This window comes from Gilliamella sp. CG25, assembly GCF_046635705.1.
Classification (GTDB): Bacteria; Pseudomonadota; Gammaproteobacteria; order Enterobacterales; family Orbaceae; genus Gilliamella; species Gilliamella apicola_I.
The window spans coordinates 80,481-103,053 of record NZ_JBIDFJ010000004.1 but is presented as its reverse complement, the minus strand read 5'-3'; the positions used below and the strand labels follow the sequence as shown (position 1 = coordinate 103,053).

The window sequence follows — 22,573 nt, the reverse complement described above, 5'->3', positions numbered from 1 at the left end:
TATGGCACAATTTTCTGGTTTTACCCAAACAGGACTTAATTTTTTACAAGATGTATGGATTAATAATAGTAGAGCATGGTTTGACGAGCACCGATCAATCTATGATAATGAATTAATCAAACCATTCCGGCTGTTAGTAGAACAGTTAACCCCCAACATGCTGGAAATTGATGAATGGTTTGAAACAAAACCAGCTATTGGTAAAACGATATCTCGCATACATCGTGACACACGTTTTTCGAAAGATAAATCGTTATATCGTAGTCGTTTATGGTTGACATTTAAACGACCAAACCGAGATTGGAAAGAAGCGCCTGCTTATTTTTTTGAAATAGCACCAGATTGCTATCGTTATGGACTTGGCTATTATTGTGCATCAAAGCAGACAATGGATATTTTTCGTGAAGAAATTCTTAATGATAGTGCAAAATTTTTAGACATGATTCGTTGTGTTAAAAAACCATTTGAACTTGTTGGTGAAAGTTATAAACGCCCACTAATTAAAGATCAAGATCCAAAAATAGCAACATGGTATAATCGAAAAAGTTTAGCAGCAATGGTTACAAACTCCAATATTGAAGATTTGCTAAACGGCGATCTACCTAACAAATTATCAAAGGGTTTTAAACAACTATTACCGCTTTATGATTATTTAATGCGGGTGGAAATGATAAAAAATATTCCCAATTTATGATTTAACACTGTGATTAAATGAGCTAGCCTAAGTAAACGACATTATTATTAATAAACAACTTTTTCAAAATGATTTAGTTTACTAAATATTGGGAAAGCTCATGATTAATTCTTTTACACCATTGATAATAAATTGAGTACCAACACAAACTAATAAGAACCCCATAATTCTTGAAGTCGCTTCAATTCCACTTTTTCCCATAAAACGCATAATACTGCCTGCACTTCGCATACAAAACCAAAGGATAATACACAATAAAAGCGGAACTAAGATTGAAGAAGTATAAACAACCCAACTTGAAATATCATAACCTCCACTTTTTACTGTTGAAGCCATACTGATAATCATTGCAATCGTTCCAGGGCCTGCCGTACTTGGCATGGCTAGTGGTACAAAAGCAATATTATTCGATATTTCTTTCATTTTAGCATCGGCTTCTAACGTTCGATGAGAAGGTTGCTGAGGAAACAGCATTCTAAATCCAATAATACCAACAATCATACCACCAGCAATACGCAAACCAGGAATGGAAATACCAAACGTGCTCATCACTAGCTGTCCACCATAAAAAGAAACAACCATAATGATAAAAACGTAAATACAAGTCATCTTAGATTGGTAATTACGCTCTTCATTAGTCATATCACCCGACAAACCTAATAAAAGTACGACAGTAGTTAACGGATTAGTTAAAGGAATAAATAATATTAAACCAAAGCCAATAGTTTGTATCAGTTCAAACATAACACTATAAAATGAATAAAATTGGTAGGTTATAAGTATAATTGAAATTAAAAAGATAAGAAATATGGGCGCTTAATTACGCCCAATATTTTAAATGGGAGAGAAAAATTAAAAAGGAATATCGTCATCAAAATCCATTGGTGGTTCAGGAGCTTTAGGTTGAGCAGCGGGTGCGGCTTGTGGTGCTGGGCGAGCCGCAGCGGCAGGCGCAGTTGAAATATTATTAGCACTTTGGCCCCAATTTTGTGAATTATCATCAAAGTTATCATTGCCATTTCGTGAACTTAAAATTTGTAATGTGCCACCGATTGGATTAACAACAACTTCTGTCGTATAGCGGTCGTTACCTGTTTGATCTTGCCATTTACGGGTTTGTAATTGACCTTCTAAATAAACTTGCGTGCCTTTCTTAATATATTCACCAGCAATTTCAGCTAATTTACCGAAAACAACCACACGATGCCATTCAGTACGATCGCGGTTTTCACCTGTTTGTTTATCTTTCCATGATTCCGAAGTTGCTACGCTAAAATTTGCAACAGCGCTTCCGTTTGGCATATAGCGAACTTCTGGATCCTGACCTAAATTACCCACCAAAATGACTTTATTTATTCCTCGGTTTGCCATTATATACTCCTAAAAATTGCTTAAATATTTAATTTGCGTATTGTAACATGAGACAACAGCAACATCACCGTTTTTAATTTAATTCTGGAATATTACTTCTATTTTTAACATTACAAAAATAACTTTAGACATAGGAATTTAAAGATATTACGAGTATAATGCGCCACATTTGTTAATAGAATGTTCTAGAAACTTTCCTGTAAGGGGGGCCTTATGATTAATGCGTTTGGACTAAAGAACAAACAATTAGTAAAAGTTAATGAAGGCGACATCAATAATGCGGCTTGGATTGACTTAATTGAACCAGAAGAAGCCGATCGTGATTTTGTTTTAACTCATTTAGGACAAAATTTAGCAACCAGTATTGAGTTAGATGATATCGAGGCCTCTGCTCGTTTTTTTGAAGATAATGAAGGATTGCATGTTCACTCTTTCTTCTTTTATGAAGATGCTGAAGATCGGGCGGGAAATTCAACCGTTGCTTTTACCGTACACAATGGTCGATTATTTACTTTGCGTGAACGGGATCTGCCTGCTTTTCGTTTATATCGTATGCGATCTCGTTATCAAAGCATGGTTGATGGAAATCCTTATGAAATATTACTGGATTTATTTGAAGTCAAAGTTGAACAACTAGCCGATCAAATCGAAAGTATTTATAGCAAATTAGAAGAATTGAGCCAAGTAATTATGGATCGTTCTGCACAAGAGCAATACGACGAAGCAATGACATCGTTAGCTGAACTTGAAGATACGGCTTGGAAAGTAAGATTGTGCTTAATGGATAGCCAACGTGCGGTTAACTACCTTGTTCGCCGAGCAAAAATGCCGGCAGATCAACTTGAGCAAGCTCGTGAAGTTATTCGCGATGTTGAATCATTGGTACCACATAATGAATCATTATTTCAAAAAGTTAATTTTTTAATGCAAGCAGCAACAAGCTTTATCAACATTGAACAAAGTCGAATTATTAAAATTTTCTCAGTGGTATCTGTTGTATTCTTACCGCCAACTGTGGTTGCATCTGCATATGGTATGAACTTTGAAAATATGCCAGAACTGAAATGGGAATATGGTTATCCATTTTCATTATTACTCATGTTATTGGCTGGTGTTGCACCCTATATTTATTTTAAACTTAAAAAATGGTTATAAACATAGACGTTAATTATATGTTAACCTAGTCTTTTTAAGGCAGTGAATAAAAAAATGCGTTAATTTCAAAAGTTAACAAAGGGAACTGAGTAACTCCACGAATAACTAGGAGACAACGAGGTTGCCTTTTATGCTTTTTAATCTCAATTACCAAGTACAATAAGTATAGAAAGATATTGATTTTAGATCATTAGTAAAATTAGTTTGTCAAAAAAGGGAGTAACATGAGTCAGTACGCACTAGTCACCGACATCGGTGGAACCAATGCCCGTTTTGCATTGTTTAATTTAGTTACAAACGAGTTATCGGCAATCACAAAAATTCTCATTTCAAAAGAAGATATATTACTAACATTAATCAAAAATTATCTTCAAGCGCAATCCGTAAAAATTGAGATTGCGTGTATTGCCATCGCTTGTCCAATTGATGATGCTGACACTGTTACTATGACAAATAACAATTTGTCGTTTTCTCGCCGTGAATTAATCGAAGAACTCAAACTAAAAAAACTTGAGGTCATTAATGATTTTACTGCAGTCTCGACATCCATTCCAAGACTGTCACCGCAAGATTTGGTAAAAATTGGAGGGGATGAACCTAATCTAAATTATCCTATAGCAATTTATGGTGCGGGAACTGGGCTTGGCGTTTCACATTTGATAAAAGTTAATCAGCATTGGGTAAGTTTGTCCGGTGAAGGGGGGCATACAGAATTACCCATGATAAATGAAGAAGAAGATCGCATTTTGGTTCAGCTGCGTAAAAAATTTGGACGAGTTTCAGCCGAACGATTTTTATCCGGAAATGGTATTATTAACATTTATCAAGCCATACAGCAAATTAATCATCAACCATTAACTGATATCACTCCAGATATCATTGTCAACAAAGCACTAACAAATAGTTGTGATTTATGTTTGCAAACCTTAAATTACTTTTGTACATTTATGGGAAGATTTGGCGGTAATTTGGCATTAACGCTAAATACTCAAGGGGGAGTATATATTGCCGGTGGTATTGTTCCTCGTTTTATTGAATTTTTTAAAGCTTCGCCGTTTAGATCTGCTTTTGAATATAAAGGGCGAATGTCTACGCTGGTCAAAAAAATTCCTGTATATGTGATTACACATGAAGATCCAGGGCTATTTGGTGCAGGTGTTTATTTACAAAATAGCCTTCTAAATATTGATTAAAGGTTTTATTTTATGATGTGGTGTTATATTTATCGTAGTCCAAAAAAAGAAAATTGTTACTTGTATATGAAAAATGAAAATGATTTTTCTGGAATACCTGAAAGAATACTCTCAATTTTTGGTTCTCCGATATTTGTTATGAAAGTATTATTAGATGGAAAAAGACGTTTTGTAGTTGGAACATCCGAAGAAATCGAAGAAAAGATTAAAACGGATGGGTTTTTCTTACAAATGTTAAAAGAAGATGATTTTAAAGCATGATTGAGCCATTTTGGAAAGGTAAGACATTAGATCAACTTAGCGATGACGAATGGGAGCAGCTATGTGATGGTTGTGGTCAATGTTGTCTGAACAAATTAATGGATGAGGACACTGACGAAATCTTATACACTAATGTAGCTTGCAATTTGCTCGACGCCAACACATGCCAATGTAAACATTACGTTAATCGATTCAAATATGAACCCGATTGTATTAAGCTCACTCGAGAAAATTTACTTACTATTGAATGGCTACCTTTGAGTTGTTCTTATCGATATTTCCAAAAAAATGGGGATTTACCTGAATGGCATCCACTAATAGTGGGCAACAAAAAACTGATGCATGAATTAAAAATATCGGTTAAAAATCGAATTGTATATGAAAAAGATGTGATTTGTTGGGAAGATCATATCATTTAAAAAAAGGAGCAACAGCTCCTTTTTAAATCATCTAAAGAATGATCCACAGTGCACCAAAAATTTTGGTGGCAAAATAGTTCATAAACATAAGCACGACAGCCACAATTGCAAACGTAACATCGATCATGCCAATAGGTGGAATAAAACGACGAATTGGTGCCATTAATGGCTCTGTTAATTGGTAAAGAATTTCGTCAGGTACTGATTGTCCACGACTAATCCAACTCAAAATCGCTCTGAATAGCAATAACCAAAATAGCAGATAACCCATAGCATGCAAAATTGCGACCAAAGCAAACCATAAATAATCAACATTAAATGGTAAATTTATGGGGATAAAACTAAAAATAAACAAAATTTTAATTAAGGCAACTAAATACAAAAGTAGCCACGTTGCATAATCAAATTTTCCTACTGAAGGAATAAATCGGCGCAATGGTCCGATAATAGGTTGAGTAATTTTTACAATAAATTGAGTGATTGGATTATGAAAATTAACTCTGACTTGCTGCATCCACAAACGTAAAATTAAAACATACAGACAAAACGTTATAACCGTCCTGCCAAGAAAGTAGATCAATTCCATTGAAAACTCCTTAAATAAAAGTCATTGAGCCAATATATCATAAATACTTTCGCTCGCCAAAGATTGCCGTTCCAATACGAACCATTGTGCTACCAGCTAAAATCGCCGCTTTTATGTCTCCGCTCATTCCCATAGATAATGTATCGACATAAGGAATATCAATTTTTAATTGTTGTAAAAGCGCCGTCATTTTTGAAAAAATAGTGAATTGTTTATCGAAATCATCTTCGACTTCAGGGATAGCCATTAAACCACGTAAACAAAGGTTAGGTAATGTAATAATCTGGTGAGCTAAATCGAACACTTCTTCTGGTTTTACGCCGGATTTGGTAGCTTCTTGACTTATATTAACCTGAATAAGTACATTTAATTTAGCCATATTGGCAGGGCGCTGATCACTTAAGCGCTGAGCGATCTTGAAACGATCAATTGTATGCATCCAATCAAAGTGTTCTGCAACCAATTTGCTTTTATTCGACTGCAAAGGTCCAATAAAATGCCAAATAAGGGGACAATTTGGCATCGCTTTTTGAAAATAATTTATTTTTTCTACACCTTCTTGTACATAATTTTCACCAAATGCGAGCTGTCCTGCGTCTATCGCTTCTGTAATCAATGTAACTGGTTTGGTCTTACTTACCGCAATAAGTTCAATTGTTTTGGGATCTCGACCGCAATTTGAAGCTATTTTCTCAATATCTTTTTTTATAGCCATTAAATTGTCATGTACTGTATTCATGTTTATACCTAATTATCATTAGTATGTCTAAATTAATATTACATTCTTTATTATCGCTTAGTGTAACCCAAAAAGCATCCGATTTGCACCTATCTAGTGGCGAAGTGCCTTGTATGCGCATTAATGGACAACTGCAATTTTTGTCTGTTTTTCAACTATCAGCACAAGTTTTGGAAATAGAATTATTTAAATTACTCAATGATTCCCAGAAAAATCGATTACAACAAAATGGTCAAATTGATATCGCTTATCATCCCGCAGAAATAGGGCGATTTCGAGTAAATATATTTTATCAAATGCGAGGTATTTCAGCTGTCTTTCGTGTCATCAATCACCAAATTCCAAGTTTACAAGAAATTAATGCCCCCAAAATTCTACCTGAATTAACACGAACTCAAAGCGGGATTATTTTAGTTACCGGTGCAACTGGTAGCGGTAAATCAACAACGCTGGCGTCATTGATACAATATATCAATATGACAGCAACTAAACATATTATTGCTTTAGAAGATCCGATAGAATTTATTTATCAAAATAATAAATCGCTTATTCAACAACGCGAGATTTCTGATTTTGGCTCGGCAATTGATAGTATTTTAAGACAAGATCCCGATATTATCATGCTTGGCGAATTACGGCATAAACAATCTATTCAAGCTGCGTTAACCGCTGCTGAGACAGGACATCTTGTCTTTGCAACTTTACATACAAGCTCTGCAATTAAAAGTATCAACCGAATTATTGATGTCTTTGAAAATCATTCACATAATTTTATACGAGCACAATTATCGACAAGTTTAAAAGCGATTATTACCCAAAAATTAGTCACAAATAACCGGCAGCGTAAAGCATTATTTGAAGTTTTGATTAATACGCCTGCGGTAAGCAACCTTATCAACGAAGGCAAAACTAAACAAATACTTTCATTAATGCAAACGGGTCAACAATATGGTATGCAAATAATGCAAAATGATGATTTGTAATGATCAGTAATACAATAAAATTATCATTATATTAAAATAAAAAATGATTAGATAAAATTTAAAGTTTTCTAAAAAAATAAATTATACTAGTGATAAAAAATTTAAATGAAAAAGGGGTAAATAATGGAACAACGCATTGGTTTAATTGGTTTAGGTAATATGGGTAATGCTATCTTACAAGGTATTTTATCAAGTAAAATTGTATCAGGTAATCAAATCAATATTTATGATACCCATCCAGAAAAAGGGATTTCACTTAATCAATCTTATGGAATTAATAATTTAGATTCAGCCAGAAATGTAGCAAAAGAATCGGATATGGTTATTGTGGCTGTTAAACCCAATGCTATTATTGATGTTTTAAATGATATCCAAAAAGAGTTAAAAAAAAGTACTATTGTTATTTCTATTGCAGCAGGGGTTAGTATAAAAACGATTGCAAAATATGTGGGATATGAACAAAAAATTATAAGAGTCATGCCAAATACACCTGCCTTAGTCAATGCAGCAATGTGTTCAATCACGCCAAATACAGAAGTCACAGAAGAAGAATTAGCTACGGTTCAAACATTATTTAATTGTATTGGTGAAACTGAAATTGTACCTGAATATTTAATCGATGCTGTAGTCGGCGCAAGCGGATCCTCTCCTGCGTTTGTATTTATGTTTATTGAAGCTTTAGCTGATGGCGCAGTAAAAGGCGGTTTATCCAGAAAACAAGCCTATAAATTTGCTGCCCAAACAGTAATGGGATCTGCGAAGATGTTACTTGAAACGGGTAAGCATCCTGGTGAATTAAAAGATATGGTATGTTCACCAGCCGGTACGACCATTGAAGGCGTGCAAATGCTTGAAGAAAAGGGATTCAGAGCGGCGGTTATTGATGCTGTTGAAGCAACAATAAATAAGTCTCAAAGCATGAGTGAAAAATAACTTAGTCTCAAAATTTACATTTGGCAAAACTCTAAAATTAATTAAAACAAAAAAATTAAATTAATTTAACTAATGAATGCAAGTTAGGTTTTGCCTATTAAATAAATTTGTAAAACTTTACAAACAACACTTGCATTAACAATTAATATATGAGTTAATAGTTTACAGCATATAACGTGCAGATTTATTTAGTGACATCTTGATTTAAGCAGTTTGTAGTTTACTTTCTATTTACATTAGTATTAGTTCTCTTCAGCTTTCACGTTTCAGTGTTTATAAGTAGTCCAAGTTTTATGTTTTTTTTAAATTAGCCTTGTTGGCTTAAATTATTTTATAGGAAGATTATTATGTCTAAGAAAACTGGTCAAGTTAAGTGGTTCAACGAAAGTAAAGGTTATGGTTTCATTTCTCCTGCTGATGGTAGTAAAGATGTATTTGTACATTTTTCTGCAATCTCTGGTGAAGGTTTTAAAACTTTAGGTGAAGGTCAACAGGTTGAATTTTCAATTCAAGACAGTGAACGTGGCCCAGCTGCAGCAGATGTTGTTGTAATGTAATTCTGCACCCATCTTTATATTTTATCAGCATATTATAAATATGCTGATAATTTCCTACATCCTATAAAATATTTTATTTGCTTTTCCAAAATCTCTAATGTATTATTTTTTGCGATATTAGATGTGATAAATATACTAATATTATCAAAAAGATATTTTTTAAATCGAAAGGAAAAGTAAATAATGAAAAAAATACTAGTTTCAGCTGTACTTTTAAGCCTATCTTCAGTTGCGATGGCTGATTTATCTGATAGTTGTAAAACTTATTTTGAAAAAGTGGATAAATTAGTTGAATCTTTACCTAAAGATGCAGCAACAAAACAGCAAACTGATATGATGAAACAAAATTTAGAAGCAGGTAAAAAACAAGTTGCTGCTATGTCTTCAAGTGATCAAGAAACAGGTTGTAAACAAGGCTTAGATGCACTTAAACAATTAGAATCTCTTTATCCTGCTTTAAAATAAATTAATAAATTTTTGATGAAAAATCTATTTCTGATTTAAGCGTCGGAATTTCCATGGGGCTATTGGATTTTTATCTTTCCATAGTCCCTTTCTATTTTGTTTGGCTTGCGATTCAAGGGCTATTAATTGCTTATTTTTAGCCACACCTTTATAGCGATATACCCAAGCATATCCACTTGCAACCATTTTCTGATTGATATTAATGCCATTATAAAAAACGGTTCCTAATGTTCTGTTATAAATATCTTTGTTACTTTCTTTAATATAAACAGATTTTCCTGCGATGAGTGAAGCTAGGTATTTTCTAGATGCATTACCGTAGGCTTGTTTGCTTTCTGGTGCATCGATATCAACTAAACGGATTCGGATTTTTTGTTTCACAGGGGTTAATACATCAATTGTGTCACCATCTATTACTTTAACGACTTTTCCACTGAAATTAGCATAGGCAACGGTATTGAAAAAACAAGATAAAATAAAAACAACAACAAAACGATTAAGTAAACTCATGATTAATAAAGACTATAAAAAAATTGCCACATTATACCTTGAATAGCAAAAAATACGAATGAAAAATCATTAACCTAAAGAAATTTGTATTCAATAGTTAATTTTTTAAGACAATAAAAACGGACGAGAATATATTATTATACAAGGGATAAATGTATCATCAGAAACTGCTTGGATAATCGATATTCAAGGTAGCCTTACCGAATAATGTGTAAGGCTAGTTAAAATCAAAAAAATTAAAATTCACTGGTATCTTTGAATAACCCAACTTTAAGATCGGTAGCTTCGTAAATCAATTTACCATCTACATAAACTTCGCCATCACCGATTCCCATAATTAACTTGCGGTTAATCACACGTTTAAAATGGATTTTATAGGTAACTTTTTTGTTTTTAGGTAATATTTGACCTTTTAATTTTAATTCTCCAACCCCAAGAGCTCGACCTTTACCCTTACCGCCAATCCAGCCAAGGTAAAATCCGACTAATTGCCATAAAGCATCAAGCCCAAGACAACCAGGCATGACAGGATCATTTTTAAAATGACATTTGAAAAACCACAAATCTGGATTGATATCAAGTTCCGCTTCCACATAACCTTTATTAAAGTTTCCACCTTCTTCATTCATTTCGATAACACGGTCCATCATAAGCATTAAATCTGATGGTAAAGGCGGTCCGTCATGACCAAAAAGTTCACTATTTCCTGATTTAATCAGATCTGCTTTATCGTACGAAGATTTACGTTCAAATGTCATAAAAAAACCTTTTATTTTCTGTCATTACTTACATGATTATAAAAATAATTATTCAATAAAATATTATGAATAACCAATACTGTAAAATCCTTTGCCGCTTACTAAAATGTTACATCTCAACCAAATTCGGCTTTCAAGTTTATTGGGTATTACTATTTTTTGCAATATCTTTGCCATTTTGCAAACCAACCATCTTGTTTTTTATCTTGTAATAGCATAGTTTGCATACGTGCATAAATAAGCTTATAAAGACTAATTGCATTATCATCTTTATAAGGAATTCCTGTTAATAAATAAAGTGCATCCGCAATATGTTCAACAGTCCAAATAGAAAACTTTTCTTGAGCTATTGCTTCAATCACATTATCACTCAAGCACAAATGGCGTTGATTAGATGCGGGAATAATAACGCCTTGCTGACCGGTTAACCCCTGATGCTGACAAACAGTAAAAAAACCTTCAATTTTTTCGTTGATACCACCAATTGATTGTACATGACCAAATTGATCTACCGATCCGGTAACAGCTAATTGTTGATCGATAGGCTGACCTGAAAGCGCACTAATAATTGCACATAACCCAGCAAGCGATGCGCTGTCTCCGTCAATTTCATTATAAGATTGTTCAAATACTAAAGAGGTTGAAAAAGGTAATTGATGATTAATAGCAAATTCTGACATAATAAAAGCCTGCATGATCATCATACCTTTAGAATGAATATTTCCTGCAAGTTCAGTTTTGCGCTCGATATCAATTAACTCACCGTCTCCAAAATGAACAAGGCAACTTAAACGCGTTGGCTCACCAATCGCTAAAGGATAGCCAGGATATTCAACAACAGATAAACCATTAATTTGACCAACAACCTGATCTTGAGTATTAATCATGATCTGTTTATTAAAAAACTCTTCATGAAATCGTTTTTTAAGATAATCTTCACGCCATAATTTATTTTTAGTCGATGAAGCCACTGATAACTCATCAATAACCTCATTTTTGGCATAATAACTAGCGTTAACTAATAAACCATGAACCCAATCAATCGCAAGGGGAAGATAAAACTGATCGCCTGTAAAACGCACCGCTTCTTGATATATTTTGTTAAAGGCGGATGGAGCAATACTTGGCAAATGAAATTTATCAGCAATAAATTGTAAATAATCTAGCCACGTAGTGAGCTTGTCAGATGAGGTAATCTGCAATTCATTTTCAAATTCAGCATAGATAGACGTATTATAAAATTCTGGATCAAAATCCTGTAATTCAGCTAAACTTAGCCGATCACCAACCAATATAATTCTTAAATCCAGTGGCATTGAAGGAATAGATAACGGCAATGGATGCGACTCATCAGCTGAAAACCAGTCGAATTCCTGTTTAAATACCATCTGCTTTAATTTAATCAATAAAGTAGGTTGGCTTAATAAAGATCGTAAACCTAAAATTAAAACCCCACCATTAGCCTGATGCACTAAACCTGGATCGAGTTTAATTTGGCTATTCTCTGGTTGTCGAACACAACCAAATAATTTCTCGCCATCAACATAACTTGATGCTAAACAATCATCTAAAATGGCAAAGTTATCCTGCTTGCTTTTGGCCTCAGTCAAAGTGACTTTATTATCATTAATAAAATAGCTGTAACCCAACGTTGAAGAGGACGCATGTAATTTAACTGCTTGTTTTAACAAATCAAAAAATAGTTCACTTTCTGACGCTTTCAGTAACATAAAACGAGGGTGATAACTTGCTCTTTTACTCGGGCATAACATGGATAATGCAGACGCAATCCGAGGTTGCCAAGAAAGAATATTGTTTGACTTTTCTATCACAGATTTAGTTTCTGCTTTACTAGGGTTACCAAGCGCACTAATCTGAGACAAATCAGGTTGGATTTGATGTATTTTAAGTTGTGAGATAGCCAAAATTATTATCTTTGTTGTTAGCGAATTTAATCCTTAAATTATAACAAGTATCGATTATAACGCCAAGATCATACCAAAATCTTTATGCTAACAAATAAAAAAATTACAGAAAGATTTTTCAAAATCAGGTAAACTGTAAAGTATCTTACAGTAAATATTCTTCATTACTATCGTTACCAATAATAAATATGCTCAAACTCAAAAATAATCATATCAAAGATACCCAATCCTCACAAATTGTAAGCTGGGGACACTGGTTTACATTATTTAATATTTTTGTTGTTATATCTTTGGGTAGCCAATATTTAATCATTGCAGACTGGCCAAGAACATTTATGGGGCGGTTTTATGCAATCATTAGTGCAATTGGGCATTTTAGCTTTTTAACGTTTATTACCTACCTCATATTACTTTTTCCATTAAGCTTTTTTATTCACTCAGCGCGTTGGCATCGAATATTAGCAACCATAATTGCCACATTAGGAATCGCCTTACTTTTAGTTGATATTGATATCTTCTCGCATTTTAGAATGCACTTAAATTTATCCATATGGCAGTTATTTACAGCGCAAAACGCCACTTTTTTAAGTAGTGCGTTTATAATCATTCCATTTATTTTATTAATTGAAATATTATTTGCATTATGGAGTTGGAAAAAATTACGCAGCTTAAATAAGCGTAAACGTTATGCAAAACCAGTCGTGGTTATATTTATTCTTTGTTTTGTCTTTTCGCATCTGATTCATATTTGGGCCGACGCAAATTTTTATCGCCCAATAACCATGCAACGTTCAAGCTTACCATTATCCTATCCATTGACCGCAAGACATTTCCTTGAACGATATGGATTTATGCCAGAAAATGATTACCGAACTCGGGTCAGCCAAGAAGGTAATCCTTTTGCTATTGCTATAGAATATCCTCTTGCACGGCTGAGTTATGATGAAAAACAAGCAACCCAAAATATACTAATGATAGTTATTGACGGATGGAATAGTCGTTTATTAAACGACAACATGCCATGGTTAAATGAATTTGCGAAAGAAAACCTTAAATTTACGGATCATTACTCGGCAAGTAACCAAACAAATATTAATAAATTTTCATTATTTTATGGACTCGATCCCAACTATTACAACAGCATATTAGCGGGTCATAAACCTTCAGTACTATTTGATGCTATTAATTATCGTCATTACAACTTAGGGATGTTTTCGTACGATGGATTTGATGAACCATTGTATCGATATGCATTGCTATCCAATTTTTCAATACCGCCGGCAAAAAAAATGACTAATAAACAGGTTACTGATAATTGGATGGCGTGGCATGATGAACAAAATAAATTAGAAAATCATGCACCACTATTTTCACTGGTACAATACTCACTCGGCGTAAAACATAAAAATATACCGCTAAAAGAACTTGAAACAGAAGCAAGAAAATTAGATCAATATCTTGAATCATTAATAGCGTATTTAAGACTAACCAATACCTACGAAAACACCGTAATTGTCATTACCGGAACCAATGACATCACTATAAAAGAAGCGAAAAAAACAGCGATACGTAATGACGACATTAATTACAGTCGAGAATCACTTAATGTGCCACTGATTATCTCATGGCCAAATAAAGAACCCGCTCAAATCAGCCGACTAACATCGCAAACTGATATTATGCGCACCTTAATGCAAGATGTGCTTTATGTTAACACCTCACCACATTTATATAATCAAGGTGAAAACTTATTCAACAGCAAGTCACGGCAATGGATAGTGGCGGGGAACGAAAAAGAAATCGCTGCACTATACAATGATAAAACAATTGTTTTAGATGGATTTGGACGATCTAAAATTTACGATATCAATAATACACTACAAAAAGAAGAAAAAATAAGTCTTCCTATATTTTTACAAATTGTCACGGCAAACCGTCGATTTATGGTGATGTCTAATTAATTTAACGACTTAAAACACTAATGTTTAAAGTAGTGGACTTAAAATAAGAATATAACAGTATGATCATCTTTAATGATTGATATTTTTTCTATACAGCACATGTATAACATAGCTATCACAAATTAAAATGGCTAGAAATATCGCTCAAATTTGTTAAACACTAACTATCAATTTTTAACGGCTGGATAAAATCATTCAAATTGGCTTTATTCAGCGCAATAAAAAACCAATAACTCATCATACAGAACATCTAAAAAAGTAAATTTTTCTAGATGATATTGTCACTTTCTAAACAAAAAATAAAACTCACTCATCCCAACCCCTAAAAAAACCAAATTTACCTAAAATTACTGATTATTTATAATCATAATAAAAAATAAATAAAAATGTTGACTGTTTAAACAAAAGCCCCTATTTTGTAAACTTTAAATTTAATTTATAAAAAATTTACGAAACTTATAAAAAATACATTATAGAGTAAAGAATCAAAAGTAAGGATTTGTGGCATGAATATAATGGATAAGTTGACAAATAGTATTTCTTCACTTAGTGAAAATTTGCCTTTTGCTAGCTCTGCACTGAATAACTATTCCCTTTCAATTGAACGACTTGATGCTTCATCAAATATTTCAATATTATCGATTGAAGGAAAGGAACAAATTAATCAGCCATGGCGATACATCATCAATTTAACAAGCCAAAATAAACAGATATCAATTAATTCGGTATTAAGCCAAGCAGCATCGTTGACTTTCCATCCACGGGGTAAATCACTCGAATTAAAACAAATAAGTTCACAAGACATTCATGATAAGCCCAGAACAATTTACGGGGTAATTACCGAATTTAGCTTAGTATCCATGAGCGAAGATCAAGCGCAATATCGAGTAGTGCTTGAACCAAGAGTTGCACTGCTATCTAACAATTATCAAAGTGCTATTTTTCAAAATAAAAGTGTAGTAAATGTTGTTGAAGAAGTATTACGAAATCATGGATTAACCGGTATTGATTTTCGATTTGAACTAAACGAAACCTATCCTGCTCGTGAATTTATAACTCAATGGCAAGAATCCGATTTAGTCTTTATCCAAAGGCTGCTTGCTGATGTAGGTATTTGGTTCTATTTTGAAACCCATCCAGAACATCACTGTGATGTCATGGTAATTAGTGATTACGAACAAGGGTTTGATAATGCGGGTAGCATCATTATTAGACAACCAAGTGGCTTAAATGATAAGCAATCTCATAGTGTATGGGATCTACAGTTCAGCAGTAAAACAAAACCAAATCAAGTAAGTGTCAATGATTACAACTACCGTATAGCAAACAACTCTCTACATGGTATAGCCAACAGTCAACCCAAAGATATCACAACGCGTGGTGATGATTATCGTTACGAAGAACATCATAAAACACTGGGTGACAAACACACAGTAGAAAGTGGACAATGGTATGCGAATATACGACATCAACACTACATATCTGAACAATTATTTATTTACGGTAAATGCAATAATTACACATTAGTACCTGGTCAACGCATTATCATTGAAGGATGCCCAATTAATGATATAAAAGATGGTATTATCATTCTGACTACAGAGTGTCAGGGTGATCGAACAAATTCATACCAAACTCATTTTACAGCAATCCCCTATGACGTATTAAAACCTTATCGCCCAGCCCCCCTTAAATGGCCTCAAGTTACGGGTACATTACCTGCACGAGTAACGAGCCCGGATGATGACACCTATGGATACATAGATACTAAAGGGCGTTATCGCATCAAATTCAATTTTGACTTAAAAAACTGGAAAAAAGGCGAAGAAAGTTTATGGGTAAGGCTTGCAAAACCTTATTCAGGTAATACATATGGCTTCCACTTTCCGCTTATTGACTCAACCGAAGTCGCTGTAGCTTTTACCAATGGTAATCCAGACAGACCTTACATTGCTCACGCAATGCATGACAGTACCCATCCAGACCATGTTACGACGATTAACAAACACCGAAATGTTATTCGAACACCAGCTAACAACAAATTACGCATGGATGACAAACGAGGGCAAGAACATATCAAGCTGGCGACTGAATACGGTAAAACTCAGCTAAATATTGGTCATCTTGTTAATGAAAAGAAAGAAAAACGTGGCGAAGGTTTTGAACTACGAACAGATGAATGGGGAGCGATACGTTCGGGAAAAGGGCTATACATAACCACTGAAGAACAAGTTAAAGCCGGTAAAACTCAACTTGAAATGGGTAGCGCAATTGAATCATTACAACAAGCAAGTGAAATGGTCAAACGGCTTAATGAGCTGGCTGAAGCGGCCGAAGCTGAACTAGCTGATTTATCGACGCAAAAAAAACTATTAGAGCAAAGTTTAAATGAATTAAAAGAACCGGCAATTTTAAATTATGCACCTTCCGGTATTGCACACACAACACCAAGTTCAATCCAGCACAGTGCAGGTGAAAACATCATCCAAACAGCACAAAACACGGTAGACATCAATGCTTTCAAGCGTTTTATGGTGACTGCGGGCAATATGATAAGCCTATTTGCAAATAAAATGGGGATTAAAATATTTGCTTCAAAAGGGAATGTCGATATACAAGCACAAAATGAAGAAATGCATTTAACTTCTAAACAAGATATGAAGATCACAAGTACAGACAGTGAAGTCATCGTATCAGCGAACAAAAAACTGACCTTAAGCTGTAATGGTGTTGCCATCGTATTAGAAAATGGCGAAATAAACTTTTATGCACCAGGTGATGTTAAAGTGAATGCTGCTAGTTTTGGCTTAATCAGTCCAGCGACATTATCCGTTGATCAAACAGCGTTACCATCAGGCAGTACATGTAAGGAAAATGCTTAATGAAACAGCAATTATTAAACCTATTAAATAGTGAAAGCAATCAACAATATTATCGATATTTACTCTTAGATCCACTTGTAGCCGTAAGCGAATTGGATTTTATCAGCCTCAATAATATTAAAGATCATTATGGTGAACAAGCGGTTACCCCTGTAATAAGAACAGACTTAGCCTACGATCTTGATGCGTGTCCACAGCTTGTAAAACTTGGAAAACCTGAGCAACCGATTGAAGAACGATTATTAAAATTTAGTTTAATAGAAGCCGAAAGTGAATTATTACAAAGCAAGCGTTATGTCTGTAGTTGGCTAGTGAGCCAACATCCACCGAATATAATAGCTCAAATATTAGCTGACATAGGTAAATATTTAACTCAATTTATTGGCACAAAATTTGTTCCTTTTTATGAACCATTCCGCATGCAGTTATTACATCAAGGTAACATGATATGTACTGAATTTTTAGCGGATGTATTTAACAGTCTAATCAGTTACAGCTATTTAACCACTAATAAAACCATTTCGACAATCAATCGGTTAAATTACAAACCCGATTCATATAGTATTTTTCTTAGTGAGGAAGCAAAATTTTATCAACAACATATAAAAGTCATATTCGACATCTACTTATCTCAAGTTAATATTTATACCAAACTGGGCAAAGATGTGACGCAAATCAACTTAATTCAATTAGCTAATACCTATCAAAAAGCGTGTCAGTATGGATTAACAGATTTAAATGACCAAAAGATTTTTGTATTGATGTCATTACGTTATGGTGATTTGCTTAGTGTCAGCAAAATAAAAAATGCAATCGACCAAGCAAAACAAGATAAAGGAAGTCTGGCAGAGAGATTTCAAGCAATCGATAGGCAACAATTTTTATCAATAAAGCAATAAGATAGATAAATACAGGAATAGAAAAATGGAAAAACAAGAAACAAACAAAACCACAGAAGAAGAACAACAAAAAAAACGAAAAGAAGAACAAGCCGCTGAACTCGAAGATCGCATTATTTATGCCGAAGCAAACAAAGATGGTAAAGACTCCCGTTCAGCTTTAGCAAATGGCGGTTGTGGCGTTTGTGAACGTAAAGGATTTCCCATTTTTCTAGTTCGAAAAGCCCCGATTAGTACAAGCTTTAGCTTAGCCCAACAAATGGGAGAAGCTATTAAATTTACCGATACAAAGCGTGAGCCACAAGTTGACTTGCTTACTCATAAATACGTTTATCGAACGTTACGAGTTGGTTACGTTTATATCTTAGTGAAACATAAAACCAAAGGATGGGAATTTTTAGGATACGAAGTGACACCATCAGGGGTATTTCGTCATAAAACCATTACTGACTTAAAAGAGCGAAACGTTAAAGAGATCCCCGCAGCGTGTACCAAAGACGGTAATAATCACCATATACCTGGATCTTTTATCAATATTGACACCTCGGTATACGAAGGCGAAGCCTACATAGCTTACACCCGTCGAGCATGGTCTCAAGGTGAAAACAGTGCGGTAGAAAAGTACCTAAAATTGATGAATGAATCCTCGATCACAATTGATTTACCATCCAAACAAAATCAAGGAAATGATTCATCACAAAATGGGCAAAATAGTAATACCGAATCAGCAAAACGCAATACCAAAACTATCGATTTAGATACGGCGTTAAAACGGTTTACCAAAATCAATTTAAATCAGGCAGCTTATAAAGATCCCAACCAACTCACTGAAGGGGGTAAACGAAGTTTTGAATTCAATAAATTATTATCAGATAATTCATTATTAGAATTAGCCGCAAAACCGACAACCATCGTGCATAATGAAGGAAATGATGATGAAAATGATAATGATGATAAACAACTAATTGAAAATAAAAATACCTTTATTACAGCTCATAAATTCAACTCGTTACGAGATCGCCATAAAGCAAACAAAAAAGAGTATTTAGATTCTTGCGATGTATTAAAAAACCAAATTAATACATTTGAAAAAGATAAGCGTTTTGTCGTGCCAGTTGTTGTGATTGAAGATCCGTTTGGTATTGCAGAAGAGCTAAGTTTACAAAGACAGCTAAAAATCGAACCCATTACGCAGTTAATTATTCAATCGGAAGAAATCTATGCTAAGAAAATCGATGAAAATTACAAAAAAATCATCGAAGCAAACAAACGGTTAGATGAAAAATACAATGCGATATTAAACAATAAAGAGCCGGTAAGTGATAAAAGTATCTTTGATGACATTAACGAACATCAATATTATGACACCTACCACTCGTTGAGTTCAAATATTATCAGTAAAGAATATTTTAAAGAAGAAAGATTGCATAAACGCAAAACTTTAGCGTTAATAAATGAATACCGCAACCAAATTATCTCGTCTGAAACAGCAAAAGCGAAAGATAAGGTTTTCTATGACTATTATACATACATTGACACCGGACAAGGCCCACTTTTTAATAATTTTCCTAAATCAGAAGGTTATTTAAAGCAAGGCTTTGTCGAAATAGCCATGAGCAAAGAGGAAAAAAGTAAACATTTAGAAAAATTTAAAGGTTTAATGGGTATAACATATCTTGATGTTAGAGCTTTCAAGCAAAATAACACTGCTGAACAAGCCGCCAATGAAAACATAGAAAAACAATTAGAAAAATACAACAGTTTAATCAACACGTCAGAAGAGCAAAATTTTATAGCGAAAGAACAAGCGGACTATAACAAGTTAGTTGAATCAATTGTTAAGCTTTCTCAAGACTACTTTTATTACCTAACCTGGTTATTTGGTTTCAATGGATGTTCACAATATGCCCCTTCGGTAATTAATCAATACAATGATTGTGAATTTTGGTTAATCGAGTGTGATACTAACTGTTCCAATAATCATGTTGGCTACCTAACCGATTTTATAAAACTGATTGATTTTACTTGTCTGGGTAATGTAAAAATGGAAGAACAATCAGCGGTATGGGATACCCTGCTTAACAATGCAGACAGTCTGTTTTATCACCTGATTGACGGTCAACAAGGCAGTTTTTGGGAGTTAGTTTTCAATAAACGCCTGAATATTATGCAAGACGAACTCGCATTACATTCAAGTTTTGCACCACAATTAACGAATAAAACCGAAGATCAAATTAAAGCTTATTTGCAACAGCAGTATGATAACGAACAAGCAGCGAAGCAAAAGCGCGTAGAGCAAACGAAAGTTCTTTTACAAGAACTGGAAGAAGATCTAGGGCAAGGCAAGTTAGCGAATAACTTTTTTGCCGAAAAAGGTGAACTTATGCTAAATCTCTATTTCATGCTATTTGCGCGTGTTTCAGCAGGATTGGCAAACCGCCCGCCAATGCAATCTCAAACCAACCAGAAGCAAGGTACAAAACAAGCTGACGGCTTGCAATTAAAAGTCATGCCATTAATTATTCAGAGTAATCTGGTCATTCATGGTTACTTAATGCTGTATATTAAGCTGCAAAATATCCCGATTGCAAAATTATCTGAAGTTTTGAATTACTGGGAACCATTTGAAAGCAGTGACCAAGAACTGTCTTATAAAAATTACACCCTGACGGATGATAGCCAAGACAGTACCATCGATTGGGATTTGGTGTCTACGTATGCCGATTATGCATCATTCGGATTACAAATAATCGAAATTGGCGCTAATAAAAAGATATTAGAAAATGGTATAGCGCTGTTTTATGCGATTAAAGAGTCGTTAACATTTGCATTGAATCGAGATTGGTTTAATGCAGCATTATCATTTGGATTTGCCCAAAGTCGAAGCTTAAATATCGTCAACCAGATCAAAATTGATTTTTGTACGAGTATTTTGAAAAATATTAAAGAAACCCGCATAAGTACCCGTTTACCAAAAACAGCCGATATAGCAATCGGTATCGGTAATATGGCAGTCGCTGGCGTACAGTCTTGGGTGGCTCATACGCAATATTTGGAAAATTTGAAAAAATTAGACGATCCCACTTTAAGTGAAACCGTTCGCTTTGAAATAAAACGTGATGTGCAATTTGGCTTATGTAAAGTAGCTGCAAACCACGCATCAACAGTTAGTGAAGTGTTATTGTTTCTGAATAAAACACTACCAAGAGTTTGGCGAAGAACATTAAGATTCAATAAAAGTATGAGATTGATTAGCAATAGTGTTCTTAAAGGTTCGGTAGGGGTAACAGCAGTATTAGGCTCAATAACGAGTTTTATCACTATACTGGAAGGGGGCATATTATTTTTAAAAGGTTATGCCAAAGGGGGCGAAGTAGGCACAGCCCATATGATTGCAGGTGGCTTGCAAATGTTTTCGGGTTTTGTTTTTTTGATTCAATCAGTTGGATTATTAGGATTATTTTCTGGCCCGATTGGTGCAGCAATATTTATCCTAGGACTAGTTGCGGGTGTTGCTGCTGCAATTATACAAATGATCTATAAAGATGAAACCGATGACTGGGATAAAATGCAAATCTGGTTTAATTACTGCCTATTTGGATTACAACAACCAAGTGACAAAGGCGTACCTTATTTAGCCAACTTTGACAGCATGGCATTAGCCATTAATGACTTTATGGTGGCAAGAACAGGGCTCTATGCGGTGCTTCAGTTAGAAAATTCCACATTTTATGCTTCCGAAACACGAGACTATAAGCAGATAATTGAAAGAAATCGTAACACCAGAGTATCTGTTTATATTGGTTCAGTAATCAAAAAAGTCTCTAAAGAGGTCTATCTATCCGTAGGATTACCTAATTTTAAATCGGAACTGAGTGATTATGAAGGTAAAATTCGATTTCTTGATGTAACATCGCAAGAACTGGTGACATTAAATATTAGTAATGGCAAACAGTATCCAATTCTAACCTTTACACAGGATTCGGCTGAAGATTTACTGATTAAACGCAAAGAGCATTTGATGCCTGTGACATTCGAAATTGATCTAAAAACCAATAAAGTCGGTAGAGTAGAATATTATGAAAAAGCAAAAGATGAAGATAATAATGATTTAGGTTACTTTAAAATTTTCTATAAAACGGGTGAATGTTGTTTTTCGGCTAATAAAGAAATTAATTTACAACTCTATTATTGGCCAACCGGCAGAACCACCAAAGATAACCAAGGCAATACAGTGGATGCCAATCCAATTATCATTTCGGATACATATAAAAGGTAATGA

20 protein-coding genes are annotated in these 22,573 nt (G+C 34.1%); 13 read left to right on the top strand and 7 right to left on the bottom strand.

Going from position 1 to position 22,573, the window contains the following annotated elements; genetic code table 11:
* Position 1 precedes the first annotated feature (1 nt).
* On the top strand, positions 2-694 hold the full coding sequence (locus ACGH6P_RS04675) for a DUF2461 domain-containing protein (protein ID WP_267352506.1): 693 nt from the start codon (positions 2-4) through the stop codon (positions 692-694).
* A gap of 81 nt (positions 695-775) precedes the next feature.
* On the opposite strand, the gene ACGH6P_RS04670 is transcribed toward ACGH6P_RS04675, so the two are convergent.
* Positions 776-1,438, bottom strand: coding sequence for a MarC family NAAT transporter (locus ACGH6P_RS04670; protein ID WP_411596840.1), 663 nt, complete (start codon positions 1,436-1,438; stop codon positions 776-778).
* A gap of 108 nt (positions 1,439-1,546) precedes the next feature.
* The gene (locus ACGH6P_RS04665; RefSeq protein WP_267380701.1) at positions 1,547-2,065 is read right to left on the bottom strand and encodes a single-stranded DNA-binding protein; all 519 of its coding nucleotides are present in this window, start codon (positions 2,063-2,065) and stop codon (positions 1,547-1,549) included.
* 213 nt (positions 2,066-2,278) lie between these two features.
* Between ACGH6P_RS04665 and corA the strand changes: the two genes are divergently transcribed.
* From corA to ACGH6P_RS04645, 4 genes are all read left to right on the top strand, one after another.
* Positions 2,279-3,220, top strand: a complete 942-nt coding sequence (gene corA, locus ACGH6P_RS04660; RefSeq protein ID WP_267352509.1) for a magnesium/cobalt transporter CorA — start codon at positions 2,279-2,281, stop codon at positions 3,218-3,220.
* 224 nt (positions 3,221-3,444) lie between these two features.
* Entirely contained in the window at positions 3,445-4,413 is a 969-nt protein-coding gene (locus tag ACGH6P_RS04655) for a glucokinase (protein WP_267352510.1), read from the top strand.
* A gap of 12 nt (positions 4,414-4,425) precedes the next feature.
* A complete protein-coding gene (locus ACGH6P_RS04650; protein WP_081299176.1) occupies positions 4,426-4,674 on the top strand; it encodes a YcgL domain-containing protein in 249 nt (82 codons plus the stop codon).
* The gene (locus ACGH6P_RS04645; RefSeq protein ID WP_267352511.1) at positions 4,671-5,093 is read left to right on the top strand and encodes a YcgN family cysteine cluster protein; all 423 of its coding nucleotides are present in this window, start codon (positions 4,671-4,673) and stop codon (positions 5,091-5,093) included. Before ACGH6P_RS04650 ends, ACGH6P_RS04645 begins: the two co-directional genes overlap by 4 nt.
* Before the next feature lie 31 nt (positions 5,094-5,124).
* Here the strand turns inward: ACGH6P_RS04645 and ACGH6P_RS04640 are convergent, their stop codons facing one another.
* Together ACGH6P_RS04640 and ACGH6P_RS04635 are read right to left on the bottom strand one after the other, a co-directional pair.
* The gene (locus tag ACGH6P_RS04640; RefSeq protein WP_411596839.1) at positions 5,125-5,679 is read right to left on the bottom strand and encodes a YggT family protein; all 555 of its coding nucleotides are present in this window, start codon (positions 5,677-5,679) and stop codon (positions 5,125-5,127) included.
* A 37-nt stretch (positions 5,680-5,716) separates the two neighbouring features.
* On the bottom strand, positions 5,717-6,418 hold the full coding sequence (locus ACGH6P_RS04635) for a YggS family pyridoxal phosphate-dependent enzyme (RefSeq protein WP_411596838.1): 702 nt from the start codon (positions 6,416-6,418) through the stop codon (positions 5,717-5,719).
* Between the two features lie 23 nt (positions 6,419-6,441).
* On the opposite strand from ACGH6P_RS04635, the gene ACGH6P_RS04630 reads away from it, so the two are divergent.
* The 4 genes from ACGH6P_RS04630 (at position 6,442) to ACGH6P_RS04615 (ending at position 9,356) form a co-directional block, all read left to right on the top strand.
* Positions 6,442-7,401, top strand: a complete 960-nt coding sequence (locus tag ACGH6P_RS04630; RefSeq protein ID WP_411596837.1) for a type IV pilus twitching motility protein PilT — start codon at positions 6,442-6,444, stop codon at positions 7,399-7,401.
* 123 nt (positions 7,402-7,524) lie between these two features.
* On the top strand, positions 7,525-8,334 hold the full coding sequence (gene proC, locus ACGH6P_RS04625) for a pyrroline-5-carboxylate reductase (protein ID WP_267352515.1): 810 nt from the start codon (positions 7,525-7,527) through the stop codon (positions 8,332-8,334).
* 347 nt (positions 8,335-8,681) lie between these two features.
* Positions 8,682-8,891, top strand: a complete 210-nt coding sequence (locus ACGH6P_RS04620; RefSeq protein WP_065559356.1) for a cold shock domain-containing protein — start codon at positions 8,682-8,684, stop codon at positions 8,889-8,891.
* A gap of 183 nt (positions 8,892-9,074) precedes the next feature.
* Complete coding sequence (locus tag ACGH6P_RS04615; protein WP_267360240.1) at positions 9,075-9,356, top strand: DUF5339 domain-containing protein; 282 nt, start codon at positions 9,075-9,077, stop codon at positions 9,354-9,356.
* A gap of 24 nt (positions 9,357-9,380) precedes the next feature.
* On the opposite strand, the gene ACGH6P_RS04610 is transcribed toward ACGH6P_RS04615, so the two are convergent.
* The 3 genes from ACGH6P_RS04610 to ACGH6P_RS04600 all read right to left on the bottom strand — a co-directional run bounded on the left by ACGH6P_RS04610 (position 9,381) and on the right by ACGH6P_RS04600 (position 12,396).
* The gene (locus ACGH6P_RS04610) at positions 9,381-9,866 is read right to left on the bottom strand and encodes a thermonuclease family protein (RefSeq protein ID WP_411596836.1); all 486 of its coding nucleotides are present in this window, start codon (positions 9,864-9,866) and stop codon (positions 9,381-9,383) included.
* Between the two features lie 236 nt (positions 9,867-10,102).
* Positions 10,103-10,624 carry a bifunctional 3-hydroxydecanoyl-ACP dehydratase/trans-2-decenoyl-ACP isomerase gene (gene fabA, locus ACGH6P_RS04605; RefSeq protein WP_267352518.1) on the bottom strand — a complete coding sequence of 174 codons (522 nt, stop codon included), beginning with the start codon at positions 10,622-10,624 and terminating at the stop codon, positions 10,103-10,105.
* 152 nt (positions 10,625-10,776) lie between these two features.
* Positions 10,777-12,396, bottom strand: a complete 1,620-nt coding sequence (locus tag ACGH6P_RS04600) for an AAA family ATPase (protein ID WP_411596886.1) — start codon at positions 12,394-12,396, stop codon at positions 10,777-10,779.
* A 341-nt stretch (positions 12,397-12,737) separates the two neighbouring features.
* Between ACGH6P_RS04600 and ACGH6P_RS04595 the strand changes: the two genes are divergently transcribed.
* From ACGH6P_RS04595 to ACGH6P_RS04580, 4 genes are all read left to right on the top strand, one after another.
* On the top strand, positions 12,738-14,510 hold the full coding sequence (locus ACGH6P_RS04595; protein WP_411596835.1) for a DUF3413 domain-containing protein: 1,773 nt from the start codon (positions 12,738-12,740) through the stop codon (positions 14,508-14,510).
* Between the two features lie 506 nt (positions 14,511-15,016).
* Positions 15,017-17,392, top strand: coding sequence for a type VI secretion system Vgr family protein (locus tag ACGH6P_RS04590; RefSeq protein WP_411596834.1), 2,376 nt, complete (start codon positions 15,017-15,019; stop codon positions 17,390-17,392).
* Positions 17,392-18,291, top strand: a complete 900-nt coding sequence (locus ACGH6P_RS04585) for a hypothetical protein (RefSeq protein ID WP_411596833.1) — start codon at positions 17,392-17,394, stop codon at positions 18,289-18,291. Before ACGH6P_RS04590 ends, ACGH6P_RS04585 begins: the two co-directional genes overlap by 1 nt.
* Before the next feature lie 25 nt (positions 18,292-18,316).
* Positions 18,317-22,570 (top strand): toxin VasX, encoded by a 4,254-nt coding sequence (locus ACGH6P_RS04580; RefSeq protein WP_411596832.1) that lies wholly within the window; start codon positions 18,317-18,319, stop codon positions 22,568-22,570.
* The last annotated feature ends 3 nt before the right edge of the window (positions 22,571-22,573 follow it).